This window comes from Phenylobacterium sp., assembly GCF_044358365.1.
Classification (GTDB): Bacteria; Pseudomonadota; Alphaproteobacteria; order Caulobacterales; family Caulobacteraceae; genus Phenylobacterium.
This window is the reverse complement of the sequence record NZ_JBIKNZ010000020.1, coordinates 1-18,299: the sequence shown is the minus strand read 5'-3', so window position 1 is coordinate 18,299 and position 18,299 is coordinate 1. Positions and strand designations below refer to the sequence as shown.

General features: G+C 66.3%; 21 protein-coding genes. 7 read left to right on the top strand and 14 right to left on the bottom strand.

Features of this window, described 5'->3' with window-relative positions; translation table 11 throughout:
• The first annotated feature begins 6 nt into the window (after positions 1-6).
• Genes ACIQ3B_RS07785 through ACIQ3B_RS07760 form a run of 6 tightly spaced genes read left to right on the top strand, consistent with a single transcriptional unit; the run spans position 7 to position 5,398 of the window.
• A complete protein-coding gene (locus ACIQ3B_RS07785; protein ID WP_397401287.1) occupies positions 7-1,113 on the top strand; it encodes a carbon-phosphorus lyase complex subunit PhnI in 1,107 nt (368 codons plus the stop codon).
• Complete coding sequence (locus tag ACIQ3B_RS07780; RefSeq protein ID WP_397401285.1) at positions 1,110-2,018, top strand: alpha-D-ribose 1-methylphosphonate 5-phosphate C-P-lyase PhnJ; 909 nt, start codon at positions 1,110-1,112, stop codon at positions 2,016-2,018. The genes ACIQ3B_RS07785 and ACIQ3B_RS07780 overlap by 4 nt, the downstream gene beginning before the upstream one ends.
• A gap of 2 nt (positions 2,019-2,020) precedes the next feature.
• Positions 2,021-2,842 carry a phosphonate C-P lyase system protein PhnK gene (gene phnK / locus ACIQ3B_RS07775; protein ID WP_397401283.1) on the top strand — a complete coding sequence of 274 codons (822 nt, stop codon included), beginning with the start codon at positions 2,021-2,023 and terminating at the stop codon, positions 2,840-2,842.
• 6 nt (positions 2,843-2,848) lie between these two features.
• Complete coding sequence (gene phnL, locus ACIQ3B_RS07770; RefSeq protein ID WP_397401281.1) at positions 2,849-3,553, top strand: phosphonate C-P lyase system protein PhnL; 705 nt, start codon at positions 2,849-2,851, stop codon at positions 3,551-3,553.
• A 4-nt stretch (positions 3,554-3,557) separates the two neighbouring features.
• On the top strand, positions 3,558-4,697 hold the full coding sequence (locus tag ACIQ3B_RS07765; protein ID WP_397401279.1) for an alpha-D-ribose 1-methylphosphonate 5-triphosphate diphosphatase: 1,140 nt from the start codon (positions 3,558-3,560) through the stop codon (positions 4,695-4,697).
• Complete coding sequence (locus tag ACIQ3B_RS07760; RefSeq protein WP_397401277.1) at positions 4,694-5,398, top strand: DUF1045 domain-containing protein; 705 nt, start codon at positions 4,694-4,696, stop codon at positions 5,396-5,398. Before ACIQ3B_RS07765 ends, ACIQ3B_RS07760 begins: the two co-directional genes overlap by 4 nt.
• Here ACIQ3B_RS07760 and phnN read toward each other — a convergent pair.
• The 12 genes from phnN to ACIQ3B_RS07700 all read right to left on the bottom strand — a co-directional run bounded on the left by phnN (position 5,395) and on the right by ACIQ3B_RS07700 (position 14,786).
• Entirely contained in the window at positions 5,395-5,928 is a 534-nt protein-coding gene (gene phnN, locus ACIQ3B_RS07755) for a phosphonate metabolism protein/1,5-bisphosphokinase (PRPP-forming) PhnN (RefSeq protein WP_397401275.1), read from the bottom strand. The genes ACIQ3B_RS07760 and phnN overlap by 4 nt on opposite strands.
• A 7-nt stretch (positions 5,929-5,935) precedes the next feature.
• Complete coding sequence (locus ACIQ3B_RS07750; protein ID WP_397401273.1) at positions 5,936-6,625, bottom strand: hypothetical protein; 690 nt, start codon at positions 6,623-6,625, stop codon at positions 5,936-5,938.
• Positions 6,625-7,401, bottom strand: a complete 777-nt coding sequence (phnC, locus tag ACIQ3B_RS07745) for a phosphonate ABC transporter ATP-binding protein (RefSeq protein WP_397401271.1) — start codon at positions 7,399-7,401, stop codon at positions 6,625-6,627. The genes ACIQ3B_RS07750 and phnC overlap by 1 nt, the downstream gene beginning before the upstream one ends.
• A 114-nt stretch (positions 7,402-7,515) precedes the next feature.
• Entirely contained in the window at positions 7,516-8,337 is an 822-nt protein-coding gene (gene phnE, locus ACIQ3B_RS07740; RefSeq protein ID WP_397401269.1) for a phosphonate ABC transporter, permease protein PhnE, read from the bottom strand.
• Positions 8,334-9,224, bottom strand: a complete 891-nt coding sequence (gene phnE / locus ACIQ3B_RS07735; protein ID WP_397401267.1) for a phosphonate ABC transporter, permease protein PhnE — start codon at positions 9,222-9,224, stop codon at positions 8,334-8,336. Before phnE (ACIQ3B_RS07735) ends, phnE (ACIQ3B_RS07740) begins: the two co-directional genes overlap by 4 nt.
• Positions 9,221-10,072, bottom strand: coding sequence for a PhnD/SsuA/transferrin family substrate-binding protein (locus ACIQ3B_RS07730; protein ID WP_397401265.1), 852 nt, complete (start codon positions 10,070-10,072; stop codon positions 9,221-9,223). Before ACIQ3B_RS07730 ends, phnE (ACIQ3B_RS07735) begins: the two co-directional genes overlap by 4 nt.
• On the bottom strand, positions 10,069-11,022 hold the full coding sequence (gene phnD / locus ACIQ3B_RS07725; RefSeq protein WP_397401264.1) for a phosphate/phosphite/phosphonate ABC transporter substrate-binding protein: 954 nt from the start codon (positions 11,020-11,022) through the stop codon (positions 10,069-10,071). Before phnD ends, ACIQ3B_RS07730 begins: the two co-directional genes overlap by 4 nt.
• A 143-nt stretch (positions 11,023-11,165) precedes the next feature.
• A complete protein-coding gene (locus tag ACIQ3B_RS07720; RefSeq protein WP_397401262.1) occupies positions 11,166-12,107 on the bottom strand; it encodes a dipeptide epimerase in 942 nt (313 codons plus the stop codon).
• Positions 12,101-13,006, bottom strand: coding sequence for a DUF1611 domain-containing protein (locus ACIQ3B_RS07715; protein ID WP_397401260.1), 906 nt, complete (start codon positions 13,004-13,006; stop codon positions 12,101-12,103). The genes ACIQ3B_RS07720 and ACIQ3B_RS07715 overlap by 7 nt, the downstream gene beginning before the upstream one ends.
• 95 nt (positions 13,007-13,101) lie before the next feature.
• The gene (locus ACIQ3B_RS07710; protein ID WP_397401258.1) at positions 13,102-13,824 is read right to left on the bottom strand and encodes a hypothetical protein; all 723 of its coding nucleotides are present in this window, start codon (positions 13,822-13,824) and stop codon (positions 13,102-13,104) included.
• A gap of 123 nt (positions 13,825-13,947) precedes the next feature.
• Entirely contained in the window at positions 13,948-14,403 is a 456-nt protein-coding gene (locus ACIQ3B_RS07705) for a hypothetical protein (protein WP_397401256.1), read from the bottom strand.
• Positions 14,403-14,786 (bottom strand): YciI family protein, encoded by a 384-nt coding sequence (locus ACIQ3B_RS07700; RefSeq protein ID WP_397401254.1) that lies wholly within the window; start codon positions 14,784-14,786, stop codon positions 14,403-14,405. Before ACIQ3B_RS07700 ends, ACIQ3B_RS07705 begins: the two co-directional genes overlap by 1 nt.
• Before the next feature lie 70 nt (positions 14,787-14,856).
• Between ACIQ3B_RS07700 and ACIQ3B_RS07695 the strand changes: the two genes are divergently transcribed.
• A complete protein-coding gene (locus ACIQ3B_RS07695; protein WP_397401252.1) occupies positions 14,857-16,113 on the top strand; it encodes an MFS transporter in 1,257 nt (418 codons plus the stop codon).
• A gap of 3 nt (positions 16,114-16,116) precedes the next feature.
• On the opposite strand, the gene ACIQ3B_RS07690 is transcribed toward ACIQ3B_RS07695, so the two are convergent.
• Both ACIQ3B_RS07690 and ACIQ3B_RS07685 read right to left on the bottom strand, forming a co-directional pair.
• Positions 16,117-17,553 (bottom strand): alpha/beta fold hydrolase, encoded by a 1,437-nt coding sequence (locus ACIQ3B_RS07690; RefSeq protein WP_397401250.1) that lies wholly within the window; start codon positions 17,551-17,553, stop codon positions 16,117-16,119.
• Positions 17,550-18,299 (bottom strand): zinc-binding dehydrogenase (locus ACIQ3B_RS07685; RefSeq protein ID WP_397401248.1); only part of this gene is annotated, 750 nt, incomplete at its 5' end. The genes ACIQ3B_RS07690 and ACIQ3B_RS07685, both read right to left, overlap by 4 nt.

Below are 18,299 nucleotides of genomic sequence, written 5' to 3'. Positions count from 1 at the left end.
ACAGAGATGGCCTATGTCGCTGTAAAGGGCGGAGAGCGGGCGATAACCAACGCCCACCGCTGGCTGGCCGAGGACCGTCGGGGCGACCCGACGATTCCCGAGATCGAGGTCGATCAGATCCGCGAGCAGCTTTCCCTCTCCATTGATCGGGTGATGAGCGAGGGCTCCTGCTATGATCGTGATCTCGCGGCGCTCGCGGTCAAGCAGGCGCGCGGCGATCTGCCGGAAGCGATCTTCCTGACCCGGGCCTATCGCACGACATTGCCGAGGTTCGGTGCGTCGTTGCCGCTGGAGACGGGCCAGATGGCTGTGCGCCGGCGGATCTCGGCGGCGTTCAAGGACATTCCCGGCGGTCAGGTGCTTGGCCCGACGTTCGACTACACCCACCGCCTGCTGGATTTCACCCTGGCCGCCAATGGCGAGACCCCGCTGGAAGGCGCGCTGGAGGCTGAGGAGCCCCAGGCCTATCCCATGGCGACAATCGCTTCGGTTTTCGCTCACGAGGACCTGCTTGAGCCCGACACGCAAACCGGGGCGGCAGCCGAGCCCTTCGACCTGACACGGGAGCCGATGGCCTTCCCGGCGGGACGGGATCAGCGCCTGCAGGCCCTTGCCCGCGGTGATGAAGGTTTCCTGCTCTCGCTGGCCTATTCGTCGCAGCGTGGCTGGGGCTCCACCCACCCGCTCTGCGCCGAGATCCGGCTGGGAGAGGTCGCGGTGGAGTTCGTGCCCGATGAGCTGGGCTTCGCCATCGAGATCGGTGAACTGACGCTCACAGAGTGCCAGATGATTTCCACGGGCGCTGGCGGGATCGAGACAGCGCCACAGTTCACGCGGGGTTACGGCCTGACGTTCGGCCACTGCGAGCGCAAGGCGATGTCCATGGCCATCGTCGACCGGGCGCTCCGCGACGCGGCGCAGGGCGAGGCCTCGGCGCCGGTGCAGGACGAGGAGTTCGTGCTCTACCACTCCGACAATGTCGAGGCGTCAGGCTTCGTCCAGCACTTGAAACTGCCCCACTATGTGGACTTCCAGGCCGATCTCCAGCTGATCCGCCGCCTGCGCAGGGAACACGCCGATCGGCAGGCCGCAATGAAGGAAGCGGCAGAATGACCGCCCGCACCAACGAACCTGAACGCTACTACAACTACGCCTACCTGGATGAGCAGACCAAGCGGATGATCCGCCGCGCGATCCTCAAGGCTCTGGCCATACCTGGCTACCAGGCGCCGTTCGGATCCCGCGAGATGCCGGTGCCCTACGGCTGGGGAACGGGCGGCATCCAGCTGACCGCCGCCATCATCGGTCCCGACGATGTCTACAAGTGCATCGACCAGGGCGCCGACGACACCACCAACGCGGTCTCCATCCGCAGGTTCTTTGCCCAGGTCGCCGACGTCGCCACCACCGAGGACACGGCCGCCGCGACGATCATCCAGACTCGGCACAGGATCCCGGAACAGGGCCTGACCGAGGGCCAGGTTCTGGTCTTCCAGGTCCCCCAGCCGGAGCCACTGCGCGGGCTCGAGGCGCGTGAGACCGAGACGCGGGCCATGCATGCCTATGAAGAGTACGGGCTTCAGTACGTCTCGCTCTACGAGAGCGTCGCCACCTATGGGCGGATCGCCTCGACAGTGGGCTATCCCACCATGATCGACGAGCGCTACCTGATGAGCCCCTCGCCGATCCCGAAGTTTGACAATCCCAAGCTGGACGACAATCCGGCCATCCTGCTGTTTGGCGCCGGGCGGGAGAAACGCATCTACGCCGTGCCGCCCTATACGCGGGTCCGCAGCCTGGATTTCGACGACTACCCCTTCGAGACCCAGACCTGGGAAGAAGACTGCGCGCTGTGTGGCGCCACCGAGAGCTATCTCGACGAGGTGGTTCTCGATGATTCCGGTGAGCGGATGTTCGTCTGCTCGGACAGTAACTTCTGCTCGGATCGTCGGGCTGCCGGACATGCCGGATCAATGGCTGGCCACCAGCTGGCGACACTCGACAAGGCGCCCGTATGACGATGGCCACGATTGAACGCTCACCGGCCCAGACCGCCGCCGGGATGGGTCAGGAAGCACCGCTACTGCGGGTGAGCAACCTGTCAAAATGGTATGGCCACGTGGTCGGCTGCCGCGACGTTTCGTTTGAACTTCGGGCCGGCGAAGTGCTCGGGATTGTCGGCGAGAGCGGCTCTGGCAAGACCACGCTGCTGAACGTCATCTCCGGTCGCCTCCCGCCGACGTCGGGGGTTGTCGAGTTTGACGCCTCGCGGTTCGGCCTCACCGACATCTATGGCCTCAACGAACCTGACCGCCGGCGGATGCAGCGAGAGGACTGGGGTTTTGTGCACCAGAACCCGCGCGACGGCCTGCGGATGCGAGTGTCCGGCGGCGCCAATGTCGCCGAGCCGCTGATGAACCTCGGCAACCGCCACTATGGCAAGATGCGCCAGGCTACGCTGGAATGGCTGGACCGGGTGGAGCTGGACACCAGCCGGATCGACGACAAGCCGCGCAACTTCTCCGGCGGCATGCAGCAGCGCATCCAGGTGGCTCGAAACCTGATCCACGGGCCGCGCCTTGTGTTCATGGACGAGCCCACCGGCGGACTGGACGTTTCCGTGCAGGCGCGGTTGCTGGACCTGCTTCGCGAGCTGGTCAGGGACCTTGGCCTGGCTGTGATTATCGTCACCCATGACATGGCCGTCGCCCGCCTGATGGCCGACCGGTTGATCGTCATGAAGAGCGGCTATGTGGTGGAAACAGGTCTGACGGACCAGGTCCTGGACGACCCCCAACACCCCTACAGCCAACTCCTCGTTTCCTCCGTCCTGCAGATCTAGGTCACCATGAGCGCCCAGCCCCTGATCGTGGTGGAGGATCTCGCCAAGACCTTCACGCTTCACAACGCCGAGTCGGCGACCATTCCCGTGTTCGAGCGGCTGGACCTCGAGGTCTCGCCCGGAGAATGCGTGGTGCTGGCCGGTGAGTCCGGCGTCGGCAAGTCGACGCTGATGCGATCCATTTTTGGCAACTATCTGCCCACCCGGGGCTCGGTCCGGGTGCTGCATGACGGCGCCTATGTCGACATCACCCGCGCCCTGCCCCACCAGGTGCTGGACGTACGGCGACGCACCCTGGGTTATGTCAGTCAGTTCCTGCGGGTGATCCCCCGGATCTCGACGCTTCAGCTGACCATGGAGCCCCTGCTGGAAAACGGCGTCGATGCTGTGGAGGCGCAGCAACGCGCCGAGGCCCTGTTGTCAGCGCTGCGCCTGCCCCGCGCCCACTGGGACCTGCCCCCGGCCACCTTCTCCGGCGGGGAGCAGCAGCGGGTGAACATCGCCCGCAGCTTCATCCGCAATTATCCGGTCATGCTGCTGGATGAGCCGACCGCATCGCTGGACGCCGAGAACCGCGCCATCGTGGTCACCCTGATCCGCGAGGCCCTGGACCGGGGCGCGGCGATGATCGGCATTTTCCACGACAGCGACGTGCGCGACGCTGTCGCCACCCGGCTGTTTGGTGTGTCCGAATTCAAGGCGGCGGCTTAGGGCCATGGAACGGCGCATCTACTCGGAAAACATCGTCTCTCCAACCGGCCTGATCCGCGGTGAGGTCGTGCTGCAGGGCGAGAACATTCTCGCCGTCGAGGCGCGCAATGCGCCATCGACGTCGGCGCTCGACTGGGGCGCCGACTGGCTGGTTCCTGGTCTGGTGGATATCCACACCGACAATCTGGAAAAGCACTATCAGCCGCGCCCGGGCGCGCTCTGGGACGCCTATGGCGCCGCGCTGGCCCATGATGGACAGTGCGCCTCGGCCGGGATCACCACGGTGCTGGATTCCCTGAGTCTGCATGGACGCAAGGAGGGCCTTGATCGCAAGGAAGCCCTTGGACCGATGATCGCCGGCATGGATCGCGCCCAGGCGGATGGCGCGCTGCGCGCCGAACATCTGCTTCACCTGCGCTGTGAGGTGACCAATCCTGAGTTGCTGTCCCTTCTGGAGCCCCATGCCGACAATGCGCGGCTCAAACTTCTGTCGGTGATGGACCATACCCCCGGTCAGCGGCAAACGAGCGACGTCGCCAGACTCGTCAGTCGGCTTGTGACTGCTGGCCACAGCGAGACGGAAATCGCCGATATCACGGCTGAACGCCACGAAGGCCGTGCCCCCGAGTTGGCCTACGCCAACCGCCGCAGCGTCGTGGCCTTTGCACGCGAATATGGCGTGCCGATCTGTGCGCACGATGACGCGACCGACGCTCATGTGGACGAAGCCCATCAGGACGGCTGCGTGATCGCCGAGTTCCCGGTCACTCTGAGCGCTGCGCTGCGGTCCAGGAGCTATGGTATGGCGATCTGCATGGGCGGCCCGAATTTCGTGCGCGGCAGCTCCCATTCCGGCAACCTCTCCGCGCGCGAATGCGCCCAGCATGGCGTGCTCGACATTCTGGCCTCTGACTATGTGCCGCTCTCGATGCTGCGTTCCGCCTTCATGCTGATCGACGATTTTGCCTGGGCGCCCGAGCGGGCGCTGGCTACGGTCGCTGCCACGCCGGCGCGTAGCCTGGGCCTGAACGACCGCGGCCAAATCGCTGCGGGTCAGCGCGCAGACCTGTTGCGGGTCGCCCGGCGCACCGCCGGCTGGCCGGTGCCGGCGGAAGTCTGGCGGCAGGGCATTCGGGTGGCATGACGGCGCGTTACGGCATCTATTTCGCACCCAGGCCCACGACCTCGCTGTGGTCGAAGGCCTCCGCCTGGCTCGGCCGCGACGCGGAGGACGGCCAGGCGCTCGAAAGACCGATGCTGCCAGCGCTTGAGGGGCTCGATCTGGATGCAATGACCGCTGACCCCAGAGGCTACGGTTTCCACGCCACCCTGAAGGCGCCATTCGAGCTCGCGCCGGGTTGCACCGAAGATGATCTGCTGGCCGAGACCAGCCGCCTTTCTGGCCGGATCGCGCCATTTACAGCGCCCATTGCTCCTGCCCCACTCGGCCCCTTTCTCGCGTTCCAGATCCCGGGGCCGTCACCGGAAATGCATGCGCTGCACAGCCTTTGTGTCTGCACGCTGGATCCCTTCCGGGCGCCTATGACGGACTTCGATCTGGCGCGTCGCCGGAAGGCTGGCCTGAGCCCCGAGCAGGACGCGCACATGCTCAAGTGGGGATATCCCTACGTGTACGAGGACTTCCGGTTTCACATGACTCTCACGGGTCGTATCCGTGATGATCAGGTCCGGATGAAGGTGCTGTCCGCCCTGCAGAACCACTTCGTTGCAGAGACCGGGCCCACGCTGTTCGATAACCTGGCCATCTTCCGGCAACCGGATCGCGCGTCGCCTTTCACCGTCCTCGGCCGGTTCGATTTCGGCGAGGGAACGGCCTCGTTCTAGCCTCGCAACGCCGCGACCAGGAGGGCAATCCCTTCCGCCGGGGTTCCGTCGTTCCTGACCACCACGAGGTCTCCGCCCGACAGGTCGATATCAGGCGCGCGCTCAAGCCGCGCCGCAATCTCTGCCGCCGTCTCGCGACCGCGCTCTGCCAGTCTCTGGGCCAGAAGATCGCGGTCCGCATCGACAAGGATCACTCGAATACCGGTGAAGCGCGACCGGGCTTCGCTGACAACGGCGCGGGAACCGTTCACGACTATTGTTCGGCCGAGCGCCAGGTCATCCGCAATACCGGCGGAAACGCCATAGGCCAGCCCGTTGGCGCGCCAGCTGAGGGCGTAGTGTCCTGACCTCTCGCGTTCCGAGAAACTGGCGTCATCGAGCGCGATATGATCCTCGCCGCCGGCTCCTGCCGGGCGGGTGATCTCGCGGCGGACGAACACAAAGCGATCATCGTCGGCCAGCGCGGACCGGGCGCCATCCAGCAGGGTGTCCTTGCCGACCCCAGATGGTCCCACCACCAGGACCAGCAAGCCGCTCTCAGCTGTGCTTTTCGACGAAGGCGTCAGCATCAAGGGTTCTGAAGTCCTCAAGGGCGTCGGACAGCCGGTCATGGCTCCAGTCCCACCAACTGATCGCCAGCAGACCATCCTGGACGGCTTTGGGGAAGCGTTCCCGGATCGGCTTGGACGGTACGCCGGCCACGATGGTGAAGGGGGGAACATCCTTGGAGACGACCGCGCCCGCGCCGACAACCGATCCGGTTCCGATGGACACGCCCGGCAGCACCGTCACCCCGTGACCAAGCCACACGTCGTGACCGAGGGTCACCGCATGGGAACGTCGCCACTCGAAGAACTCATCATCGTCCGTTGGACCCAGACCATACGACCGGGCGCGATAGCTGAAGTGATGCTGCGCCGCCCGCCATGTGGGATGGTTGCCCGGATTGATCCGGACGTCCCGCGCGATCGAACAGAACTTGCCGATCTCGGTGTAGGCAGCCGAGGAGTCGTTTACGATATAGCTGTAGGCGCCGATCACCACTTCCGACAGGCTGGTGCGGGCGCCAACGCGGGTCCAGGGGCCCATGACCGAGTCGTGGACCTGAGCGTCCGCGTGCACCGATGGGAACGCTGCGTCCCGGATTTCTTCAGGCCCGGCATGGAGATAGCGATCAAAGTAGAGATCACCGGGTTCGAGGGGGCGATCCGCCAGGCGCAGGACCATCAGGCAGCTTCAACGATGCTGAAGGGCGCCGTCTCGGGCGTCATACGTCCAGCGTAGACCCGGTCCAGCACGGTCTGGGTCAAGCCAGCAGGCGGTCCGTCAAACACAATCGCGCCCTTGGACATCGCCACAATGCGGGTGCAGTAGCGCCGTGCAATCTCCAGACTGTGGAGATTGACGATCACCGGAACATTGCGCTCGCGGCAGATCTTCTGGAGCGCATCCATCACCACCTCGGCGTTGACGGGGTCCAGTGAGGCGACCGGCTCGTCTGCCAGAACCAGTTCCGGTTCCTGCAGCATGGCGCGCGCAATGGCGACACGCTGCTGCTGACCGCCCGAGAGCGTCCCGGCCCGCTGCAAGGCCGCGTGCGCCATGTCCAGCGCGTCCAGTTCCAGGATGGCGCGCGCGCGGTCAGCGGCCGGAAAGAACTTCATCAGCGAACTCGCCAGGGGACGTTCTGCCACCACCCCCACCAGCACATTGGTGATCACGTCCAGGCGAGGGCAGAGATTGAATTGCTGGAAGATCATGGCGCAGCGCCGGCGCCATTGCCGGAGCGCCGCGCCGTTCAGGCGGCTGACGTCGCGCCCGTCCCAGCTGATGTGTCCATCCGTCGGATCCGTGAGCCGGTTGACCATCCTGAGCAGGGTGGATTTCCCCGCGCCCGAGCGCCCGATGATCCCGACCAGCTCGCCTCGCTGGCAGCTGAAACTCACATTGTCGACGGCGAGGGTATCGCCGAATCTCTTGGTGACGCCATGCAGCTCAAGCATTGGGACTCCGGGGTTCTCGTCCGTCCCCAACCGTAGTCCCGCCGCATGACTTCAGCGTGACGCCCCCGTGACGACGATCAGCACCCTGGCCCGATTTGTCGCACCGGGCTTGCTTCAGGCCAGCCGCTGCCGCAGCGATTGCGACACCATGTCCAGAGCAGCGACACAGATCATGTACAGGCCGATGATGAAAACCACCTGATCGAAGGCGAAGATGCGGATGCGCTCTTCAAGCTCGAAGCCGATGCCGCCTGCGCCCACGATCCCGAGCACGGCGGCGTTGCGGAAGTTGCTCTCCAGGAAGAACAGCACCTGACTGGCCATCACCGGAACAACCTGGGGCGCCAGCCCATAGCGCAGGGCCATCAGCGGTGAAACGCCGGCCGCGCGAACCCCGTCCAGTGGTTTTTCGTCAGCATTCTCGATCGCCTCGGAAAACAGCTTAGCCAGGCTGGGAATGTCCGCCAGCGCCAGGGCAATCACCCCGCCGAACGGACCCAGTCCGAAGGCCGAAACCAGGATCAGCGCCCACACCAGAGACGGCACGCCGCGAAACCAGTCGAGCGACCGGCGAAACACGAAGTGCAACACCGGCTGGCCCACCACAGTCTTGGCGCCGATGACACCCAGCGGCAGGGCGACAAGCGTCGCGATCACCGTTCCCGCGAGCGCCATGGCGAAGGTCTCGGCCAGGGCCGTCAGAATTCGCGGCAGATCGCCGCCGTCCGAGGGCGGCATCGAGTTCGCAAGGAAAACTGCGAGTTTTCCAAAGCCCGAGAGCACCGACGCCGGCGCCAGTTGCAGGTCGACACACATCGCCACGAACGCTGCGGCGGCGGCGACCGCAAGAGCCCAGTTGATCAAGCGTCGACGCCAGTTGGGCTGCAAGGCATCGGGTGCGACCTGGCGCGCGCGGGCAAGCTGACCCGGGTTCACCGGCTTTCCCCCAATCCGATGAGGCGATGCCGGATGGCTTCCGACGCGATGTCGATCAGGAAGATCATCCCGACGATCAGCAGCAGTATCGCCAGATAGGTGTCGAACTCCGTGTAGGTGATGGCCCGCTGCAGTTCGATGCCGATCCCCCCGGCGCCAACAATGCCCAGGGCGGCCGCACCGGCCAGATTCCCTTCCAGCCGGATCAGGGCGTAGGAGGTGTAGTTGGGAAGCACCTGCGGCACGACGCCGTAGCGGATCATTGCGGCATAGCCGGCGCCAGAAGCTCTCATGCCTTCGAGCTGACGCGGATCGACCTCCTCGTTGATCTCGGAGAACAGCTTGCCGAGACTGCCCATGGTCGACACAGCCAGCGTAATGACGCCGGCGAGCGGGCCGGCGCCGAAGGCCGCCACCAGGATCAGGGCCAGCACAAGATCGGGCAGCGTTCGAATGGCCTCAAGCGTGCGACGGACCGTGAACCGCACGGCCGCGATCGGCATCAGGTTTCTCGCGCACAGGAAGGAGGCCAGCAATCCGCCGATGGCGCCCAGGATCGTGGCGACGATGGCCATTTCCACTGTCTGCCAACCCAGCCGCAGCCAGCGCGGCAGGTCATAGTACCACCAGGCCAATGACCCTTCGGTGCGACGATCCGCCAGCAGGGCCTCGCCCTTCAGGTCCGGTATCATCCGATTGAGAAACTCGCCGATCCGCCCCAGCGGATCGTCGCCGATATCCGAGGAGAAGAACTGGCTGCGCTGGAACGAGATCAGGAGAATCGCCGAGAAGATCAGGAGCCCGGCCAGGGTCTGCAGTCGCTGACGACGCAGCGTTTGCCGGCGTAGCGCTTCGAACGCCGTTACTGCGGACGAGGTCTCGCTCAACGCGTCGCCACCAGCGCGAGGGGTTCGGCGGGTTGAAACTCCGCTGCTTTCGGCGACCAGGAGGTCGCCCATGCGAAGGCTGCCGCATTCTCCAGATGCATGGGCATGTGGAGGCCGATCAGGCGATACCGGGTCTCGTCGGCGATATCTCGCCGCACGACAATGGCGCGGTCGGCCTGGGGCCGGATCTTTGTAATGATGCGAAGATCAGCGCAGGGCGCCGCCTCCTTGGGCGACTTCTGAAAACAAAGTCGTTGCCAGGCCGCAGCATGAAGCACCATGGCGTCAGCCTTGTTTGCCCGCAGGTCCGAAACCGCCGCATCCCCGTCCACGGCGACCAGCTCGCGGCCCCAGAACGCAGACGGGGCGTCGCGCTGGGACAGCGCCAGCTTCGGCAGGCTCATCGCAGCCGGCGTGCTGCCGCCAAACGCCAGGGATTTCCCGCGAAGGTCTGCCAGCGTCTTGAACGGACTTGTCGCCTTTACCCCCAGCACCACCGGGATCCTGTTCAATCCGCCCTGGGATCGAACCGTCAGGATCGCCCGCGTCGTGGCCTGGACCGGTGCGAAAGCGGCGGGGTCCAGCACGGCAAGATCGATCTCATTCGCCGCAAGCGCCTTGGCCGCAGCCGTCGCATCAGTCAACGGACACCGCAGAACCGTGACATCGAGGCGCTTTGCGAGATGGTCGTAATAGGCGCGTTCTCCCGCCGGGAGCGACGCAGCAGGCGCCGCACAGGCGCCGGACGCCCCGGTCAGGGCTGCGACCCGGAGCGTCGACGACGGCGCACCGGCCCCTGTGGCGGCCAGGCACGCCAGGGCCAGAAGGGCGACCCGGAGCCGCTTCAAGGCCGACCGCCCGCACTGCGACGCTGGGTGATGTCTGCGGCTCTCAAGGCGATGATGTCCTTGTAGTGATCCCGGTTGACCGAGGTGTAGGTCGAGCCGTCCAACTGGCCGATATCGGTCCACAGTTCCGGATCGTCGTAAGGGAGCGAAGCCAGGGCCCCACGCGCCAGATCGATCATCGGCTGCGGCCGGTCAGTCCGGACTACGACCGCGTCGCTGGGGATCGGCCCCGCTGTCCAGATGATCCTGAAGTCCTTGAGGTTGATGAAACCCCGACGGGCCATGGAGTGAAGGGCGCCACGCGTGAAACCGTGCTCTGGATCCCCGCCGGTGGCCTGAAGCACCGCGGCGTCGAACTGGCCGTTGGACAGGGCCATTACAGCCTGTGTGTGCCCGCCTGCGAAGGAGGTCTTGCCGAAGTAGGTGTCCGGATCCAGACCCTGTTCGCGGAACTTCGACCTCGGCACCAGGTAGCCAGACGTAGAGTTGAAATCCACGTACCCGAGAGACTTGCCTTTCATGTCGGCCAGCGACTTGATGGGGCTGTCGGCCCGGACGACCAGTGCGGAATAGTAACCTGTCTCCCCCTCGGCCTGACGCGGTGTCAGGATCGGGGCGACCAGGCTGCCGACCTGGGCGTCGACATTAGCGTAGCCGCCACCGGCGATCTGGGCAAGATCGACCTGACCCGACGAGAGCGCCTGGATAACCCCGTTGTAGTCCGAGGATTCGTAGAGTTTGACCGGAAGGCCGAGCGCGGCGGTCAGATGCTCCCGATAGACGCTGCGACGCTTGACCAGCATGGGGTCGTCATTGGTGCCGCTGACCGCCATGCGGACTTCCTTGATACCGCTGCGCCAACCGCCGGCATCCGGCTGCGCGGGTTTGCCACAGGCGGCGACAGCCAGCACCGCGACGCCGGTCATAGCTATCAGGAGTGATCGACCCATGGGTATGTCGCCTCAAGCCTCTTCTGCCAGAAGCCTTGTCGATCTTCACCGTTGACTGCCGGCCATGTCGCAGGCGTGACATTCAGATGACGATCTGACTTCGGAGAGCCAACTTGGCGCATTGCGGCTGGTGGTTTGCAGGCTCATCCCCAGAGGACCGGGGTCGGCGCGCCGATCCGACCCTCGAGGTACCCTATCGGGTTCGCCACATCGCCAGCCTGCAACAGCGGGCCGTCCAGGTCGACGAAGTCACAGAGCTGCGCCACCAGCACCGCCGGCGCCATGGACAGTGAGCTGCCGGCCATGCAGCCGATCATCAGCCGATATCCCTGAGCCAGACCCGAGCGGGCGCAGGCGAGCGCCTCGGTCAGCCCGCCGGTCTTGTCGAGCTTGATGTTGAGCACCTGGTGTTTTCCGGCCAGCGCCGCGAGGTTCGCCCGGTCATCAAACGCCTCGTCCGCCGCGACCGGGACAGGCAGGTTCAGGCCGCGCAGGATGTCATCCTCACCGGCGGCCACCGGCTGCTCCAGCAGGGCGACATTCAGCGCCTGAAATGAACCGGCGAACCGGCGTAGCTCCGCCTCGCCCCAGGCCTCGTTCGGGTCGACAATCAGCCGCGATTGGGGCAGCTCCTCATGGACGATCCGCACAGGGTCCAGACTGCGGTCCCGCGCCATCTGTCGCAGCGCCGCCTCGTCCATCATCCCGCAGGTGTAGGCCGTCTCGACCGGCCGGCAGCTGCCGAGGCCAGCGGCCCGCCAGGCCGGGACGCCGGACTGCTTGGCCTGCAGGTCCCATAGCGCACAGTCCAGCGCGTTTCGGGCGCCGCCGGAGGGCAGCAGCAACTGCGCCTGCGCGCGGGAAACCCCCGCCTCGATCTGGTCGCGAACAGCCTCGAGCTGGGCGATCAGTGTGGCCTGGGTCTCGCCGGCATAGTCCACCCCGATGGCCTCGCCGCAGCCCCGATGTCCCTGCGCGTCGGTGAGGACCACATGCACGCAATCAGTCTGCGTCTCGGTGATGCGCGAAATCCTGAAGGGCGTACGCATGGGCCAGCTGACCCGCGAGAGCTCCAGCCTCAGCATGCCGCGACAATGCCCGCGACAATCGGCCCCAGATCAGACCGCATCGGGTCAAAGCAGGGAAGCCCCTCTGCCTGTTCGCAATCGCGCAGGATCGCGGCGCCTTCCTCGCGGCTGACGGACGAGGTGTTCAGCGCGATCGCCACGCACTTCGCCGCCGGGTTGGTGCGTCGCGCCATCTGGACGTTGAGGTTGATCACCGTGGACAGCGGCGGGATCATGAACCCCGGATATTCGTCGATCTCGGTCCGGAAGGGGTCATGGCACAGCACCAGGGCGTCGGGCTGCGAGCCGTGCAGCAGGCCCAGCGAAACGCCGGCGTAGCCCGGATGCACCAGGGAGCCCTGCCCCTCGATGATGTCCCAATGGTCGGGGTCATTGGCCGGCGACAGGGTCTCGGCCGCGCCCGCCAGGAAGTCGGCCACCACGGCGTCGATCGCCACCCCGGCGCCGCTGATCATGATCCCCGTCTGGCCGGTGGCGCGGAAAGTGGCCTTGTGGCCAGCCGCCTGGAAGGCGCGGGCGAGCGCCAGTGTCGTATACTTCTTGCCCAGGGCGCAGTCGGCGCCGACGGCCAGCAGGCGCTTGCCCGGGCGTTTCTGGCCGGTCCCCACCGGGAACGCGGTTTCACCATGCCGCACGTTGTGCAGGGTGCGACCGGTCCGGCGTGCAGCCTCGGCGATCTCCGGTACCGACTCCAGACGGGTGTGCATGCCGCTGACGATATCGAGCCCCGCCTCCAGGGCCTGCACCAGCGCCGGGATCCACTTCGGATTGATATGGCCGCCCACGGGCGCCACCCCGATCAGCAGAGAGCGCGCGCCCGCGGCGAAGGCGGTCTTGGCGTCAAGGTCGGTCTGGGCGTCGCCCAGGAAGATCAGATAGGGCAGTGCGAAACTCACGGAAGCCTCGGGCCAGGGACGAACGCGACGTTACGCCGCAGGAGCCAGAAGACCGGAACACCGGTCAACAGCAAGTCGTGACCCCGGCCGGCTCCCTACCCCCGCTCAAGCTGCGTAAGCTCGTACCAGGTCTGCATATAGCCGCCGACCCCGCCCTGCAGCATGACGCCGTCGGCGTCGTCGGTGATCCATACGTCATAGGGCGGATGGGTTCCCGCCATGCCACTGGCTCCGTCGTCGACGAACTGGAAATGCCGGGCGGCGAATGTGCCCGCCGCCACCGTGATGGTTTCGCGCTTGAGGAACACCACCCCGATGTTGACCTCGGCGATCATCGGCGGGCTGGCGCCGCGATGGTCTGGCGACGGTACCTTGACCCGGACCGTGCGTGCCTGGCCGGGCGTGGCTTCCAGGCCCAGTTTGGCCAGCAGATATCCGTCGGCCACGACCGGGTGCGTGCCCATCCCGTCGATCGGCCCGTCAAGTTCCACCCGCTGCGACAGGCGGCCGATGGAGGGGCCGTAGGACTCACATTCCACGAAACCCGGACCGAACCGGAACCAGCCCGAACCCATGAACCGGTCGCCCACCGTCAGCCGGACATGGCAGTCCATGGGCTTACCGTGTTCGTCCAGCGAATAGACGATGTCGCGCATCACCGCCGGGTCCGGCTCCTCGATGCAGCAGTGGGCGCGCAGGGTGGTCTTGCCGTCGGTATGGTGGGTGAAGCGGAAGTCCTCGAAGCCGCGACGCTGGTTCAGCATCTCCGGCTTCTTCGAGGTGTAGACAATGGTCCCGCGAATGGATCTGTGCAGCACGCCCTGGCCTTTCAGAAATTTGTCCGAACAAATCGCAAAGTGGCCGCTCTCGCAAGTCAGGACTGGGGACGCTGCCGGATCGCTGACCGCTCCCGTCCCCGTGAGCCGCCACGTCCAGTCAGGTCAGTCTCGCTTCACCTCATCGCAGAGCGTGCGCTTGAAGAGGCGACCGTCCCGGATCCAGTGCCAGGTTCGCGCCCGGCTTCTACCATCCGGCGCGGTCACGATGATCTCGTAGAACCGCGCGCCCGGCTCATCCTTGCGTTCGAGATCCAGCAGGATCAGCCCCTCTTTCGTCTCCCAGGCCCAGCCGCAGAACGTGGCGGCGTCCCACCAGAGCCGGTCGCCGCGCAGTTCGCCTTCCAGCTTTGCTGAAACCTCCCGGCCATCGGGCCAGACGAACCGGTTCTGCTGGATGTAGGCGAACGGCCCCGTGTCCGGAAACGCAAAGACCACCTCGCTGCCGTGCCGGTCGATCTGAGCAGCGTTCTCATCCAGGTGCGTATAAGTCCCGGTCCAGCGCCCCTCATGACGCAGGATGGACGGGAACACCGCCGCCAGCGCGGCCCGGTTGCCCATCAGCCCGCAGCCTTGTCGCGGATAGCGTCGGCGCTCTCCCAGATCTTGCCGCCAAGATAGAGGCCAATGGACGCCGTAGCCTCCAGCACCTCCATCGTCGCGTACATCCCGCTGGAGACATAAGGGTCGCCCGACATCAGCGCCCTGGCATCGTCCGCGTCGGTGGCGCGCACCAGGAAGTACGACCCGATCAGCGGCTGTGACCCCGGCTGTCGCAGCGGTCCAGCCAGCACATAGCGCCGCCAGTTCACCTCCACATGACGCAGGTGCCCATCCAGTTTCTCCGCCCGCGCCAACCGTGCTCCGGGACCATCGCGGCAGATGATCAGGTAGAGCGGACTGTCATGGCGTTCGACCGTAGGGGGTTCGTCATCAACGGTCATGGGCGCCTCTTGCCAGCGCCGCAGAAGCGAGCGCAAATGATCTAATTCTATACCATTAAGGGGCAGCGACGTGGCAGAGGGCAAGGGCTATTCGGAGTTCAGGACCGGCTGGCCGGTCGTGCTCGCCTCGATGCTCGGCATCGGGCTGGGTCTGTCTCCCGTGCCCTTCTACACCATCGGCATGCTGGCGCCGGAGCTGGCCCGCGAGTTCGGCTGGGCGTTCGGCGATATCATGGCCGGTCTGCCGATCATGACCTTCGCGGTGTTGCTGGCAAGCCCGGCAGTGGGGTTTCTCGCCGACCGCGTGGGCGTGCGCCCCATCGCCCTGATCTCGTTGATCCTCTTTGCCTTCAGCTTCATGGCGTTCGCCGCCAACCCGGGCGATATCCGCTTCTTCTACGCCAACTGGGCGATCATGGCCGTGCTCGGCGCCGGCACCCTGCCGATCACCTGGACCCGGGCGGTGAACAACCGGTTCGAGACGCGAAAGGGCTTCGCGCTCGGTCTGTCGCTGCTGGGCACCGGTGTCTTCGGATTTCTGGTGAAGCCTTTCACCGCCTTCATGATCGACGCCTACGGCTGGCGCGCCGCCTATATCGCGGTCGGCGCCCTGCCGCTTGTACTGGCCCTGCCGGTGGCCTGGTTCGCCTTTCATGACGTCGGCGACCGTCGCCAGACCGCCGTCGAACGCCGCGATAACGCCGCTCTACGCGCCGCAGCAACGCCCGGCCTGACCTTTCCAGAGACGCTGAAGACCTGGCGCTTCTGGGTGCTGGCCGTCGCCTTTGTGCCGATCAGTTTTGCCGTCGGCGGACCGATCCCCAACATGGAAAACATCGTCAAGACCGCCGGCTTTTCCGGATCCGAGGTGGTGAGCCTGGTGTCGCTGATCGGCCTGTCGGTGATCGTCGGCCGCGTGGTCGGCGGCTGGCTGATAGACCGGTTCTGGGCCCCGGGAATCGCGTTTGTAATGCTGGCGGCGCCCGCCCTGGCTTGCTGGATGTTCGCCCACGGCGACCTCACCTACGCCACGGCGGCCGGTTCGATCTTCCTGATCGGCTTCGCCGCAGGCGTGGAGTACGACCTGATGGCCTTCCTGGTCGCGCGCTACTTCGGCCTGAAGAGCTATGGCGCAATTTACGGCAGCCTGTACGGCTTCTTCGCGCTCGGCGCCGGGATCGGGCCCGTCGTGTTTGGCCGGGCCTTCGACGCCAACGGCAACTACGACAGCCCGCTGATGCTGTCGGCAGGCCTGCTGGTGCTAGGGGCGGCCTTGTTGCTTCTTCTGGGCCGATACCGGGTGTTCAACGCGACGCCCGCAGATTGACGTTCAGTCCGTCTGGGCCTCTATCCGCGCCGCCGCCAGCCAACGGTCATGCGCCTTCAGCAGGCTGACGGCCCGCGCGTGAATGCTCACTGGATCCAGAGTGTCGAACGGCGCCCTGGCCCGCGCCGGCGTGCGATCATGCCAGGGGGCGTAAAGCCGCTCCCAGCGGGCGATACGACAGGCGCGCACCAGGTGGGCGCCGTCCCACTCCGGCGTCAGCGACACGGAACCGAAGTCTGCTTCCGGTGGCGGTCCGCCCCCCGGGCCTGTCGCCCGCGCCGCCATCACGCGATTGCGGCGATGGAGTGCGAGCGCGATCCGTCCACCAATTCCCTCCCCTTCCGCCGTCAGCTCACGGAGGCCCAGCCCGTCGAGGGCAGCGGCGACAGCGTCCGTCCAGCCCTCCAGCCCAGTCGGCGGCGCCTTCCAGCCTTCGGCGGAGAGCCCATGTCCCGGCAGGTCAAGTGTGATCACCGGCCCCTCGTCCGGGGTCGGCGGCGTCGACAGGTCGCCCGCTGCGTGCAGCCGAAGCACCGGCTGACCGGGGGCCCCTGAAGCCCGCCAGGCCAGCGCCTCGGCGCCCACGGCCACGAAACCTCGATCCGTCAGAACCGGCGCCGGGGATGCCGCCGCGCCAGGATGCGCCGCCAGATGGTCGGCACAGGCGGCCTGGATCTCGGGCAGTCCCGCGAACGCCCGTCCCAGACCCTCCATCTCAGGCCGATCCAGATGCGCACGCAGCACATCGAACTCTGTCGTGGCGATCAACGCCGGCGCTACCAGCCGCGGCAGCCAGTCCGCCAGTCGAAAATCGAACGCCGCCTGATAGACCGCCCGATAGGCGTCGCCGGCGTCCAGCAGGTCCATGCAGTTGGCGTGGACGCCCTCCTTCGGCGTTACCGGATAGCGCATCCGCGCGCCGGGCGTTGGCGAACTCCAGGGGAAGAACAGCACCTGCTCCTCCATCCGCGCCCACAGCCAGGCCATGTGCGACCCGTCCCAGGACGGTTGAAAGCTGGGTAGATAGTTGGCGGTGAAGTCGGCGCGCTCGTCCTCGGTCCAGGCCGGCAGGCCCTCCAGCGCCACCGCCGCCGTGCGGTCGGGAAAGAGGCCTGCGAACGCGCACGCCGTCGCCGCGCCGGTGTGGAACCCGTAGAGGCCCACACGCTTCAGGCCCAGCACATCGGCGAGCCCGCGAAGATGTCGCCCATAGTCGGCGCTCGTCGGGCGCTCACCCGGCAAGGGATCGGACATCCCGGCGCCAGGCGTATCCGGCGCGATGGCGCACAGGCCCCGCGCGGCGCAGGCCTCGGCCACGGCGATCACCGCCCGGGACGCCTGGGGCGATCCATGCAGCACGAACACCGCCGGGCCCTCGCCGAAACGGCGATAGAGAACTTCTCGCCCTTCGACGACCGCGAAATGGCGAGACCCGCTCATCCTGCTTCCGACATCCGTACCAGCGCCTTGCCGCGATTTTCGCCGCGCATCAGCCGGGCGAACTGCTCCGGCGCGCTCGCCACGCCCTCGCTGACGTCATCCACCGACACCAGCTTGCCCTCGGCAATCCAGGGCCGCGCCAACTCCACCCACTCCGACCAGCGCGGATAGAAGTCATAGACCACCAGGCCCAGCATGGCTGCGCGCTTGCCGATGACCATACCCACAGGCATCTGCGCCGGGGGCGCATCGGCGTGGTAGTGCTCGGCCATCCCGCACAGCACCACCCGGCCATAGGTCTGTAGCCGCTGCATCGCCGGCATAAGGATCGACAGCCCGACATTCTCGAAGTGTGCTGTGGGCCCCGGCGCCGTCGCCGTTGCAAAGGCTTCGGTCCAGTCCGCCCGGCGGTAGTCGATCGCCGCATCGAAGCCGTAGACGTCGGTCAGCAGCGCGCATTTTTCTGCACCACCGGCCAGGCCCACAGTGCGCGCGCCGAGGTTGCGGGCGATCTGTCCAGCTGTGCCGCCCACCGGCCCAGCCGCCGCGTCGACGCTGAAGATGTCTCCGGCCCCCACCTTCGCCAGCTGCGTCACGCCCGCCCAGGCCGTCAGACCCGGCATGCCCAGCACCCCCAGATGCGCCGCCGCCGGCAGATCCCGCGAGACCCGGCGGGTCTCTGGGGCGGCCATGACACCCATCTCGGTCCAGCCCATCTCGCCCACCACCCGGTCGCCGACCGCAAA

Coding starts and splice junctions, on each gene's coding strand:
- ACIQ3B_RS07785 (WP_397401287.1), top strand. CDS start 7: ATGGCCTATGTCGCTGTAAAGGGCGGAGAGCGGGCGATAACCAACGCC.
- ACIQ3B_RS07780 (WP_397401285.1), top strand. CDS start 1,110: ATGACCGCCCGCACCAACGAACCTGAACGCTACTACAACTACGCCTAC.
- phnK (WP_397401283.1), top strand. CDS start 2,021: ATGGCCACGATTGAACGCTCACCGGCCCAGACCGCCGCCGGGATGGGT.
- phnL (WP_397401281.1), top strand. CDS start 2,849: ATGAGCGCCCAGCCCCTGATCGTGGTGGAGGATCTCGCCAAGACCTTC.
- ACIQ3B_RS07765 (WP_397401279.1), top strand. CDS start 3,558: ATGGAACGGCGCATCTACTCGGAAAACATCGTCTCTCCAACCGGCCTG.
- ACIQ3B_RS07760 (WP_397401277.1), top strand. CDS start 4,694: ATGACGGCGCGTTACGGCATCTATTTCGCACCCAGGCCCACGACCTCG.
- ACIQ3B_RS07750 (WP_397401273.1), bottom strand. CDS start 6,625: ATGGTCCTGCGCCTGGCGGATCGCCCCCTCGAACCCGGTGATCTCTAC.
- phnC (WP_397401271.1), bottom strand. CDS start 7,401: ATGCTTGAGCTGCATGGCGTCACCAAGAGATTCGGCGATACCCTCGCC.
- phnD (WP_397401264.1), bottom strand. CDS start 11,022: ATGGGTCGATCACTCCTGATAGCTATGACCGGCGTCGCGGTGCTGGCT.
- ACIQ3B_RS07720 (WP_397401262.1), bottom strand. CDS start 12,107: ATGCTGAGGCTGGAGCTCTCGCGGGTCAGCTGGCCCATGCGTACGCCC.
- ACIQ3B_RS07705 (WP_397401256.1), bottom strand. CDS start 14,403: ATGGGCAACCGGGCCGCGCTGGCGGCGGTGTTCCCGTCCATCCTGCGT.
- ACIQ3B_RS07700 (WP_397401254.1), bottom strand. CDS start 14,786: ATGACCGTTGATGACGAACCCCCTACGGTCGAACGCCATGACAGTCCG.
- ACIQ3B_RS07690 (WP_397401250.1), bottom strand. CDS start 17,553: ATGAGCGGGTCTCGCCATTTCGCGGTCGTCGAAGGGCGAGAAGTTCTC.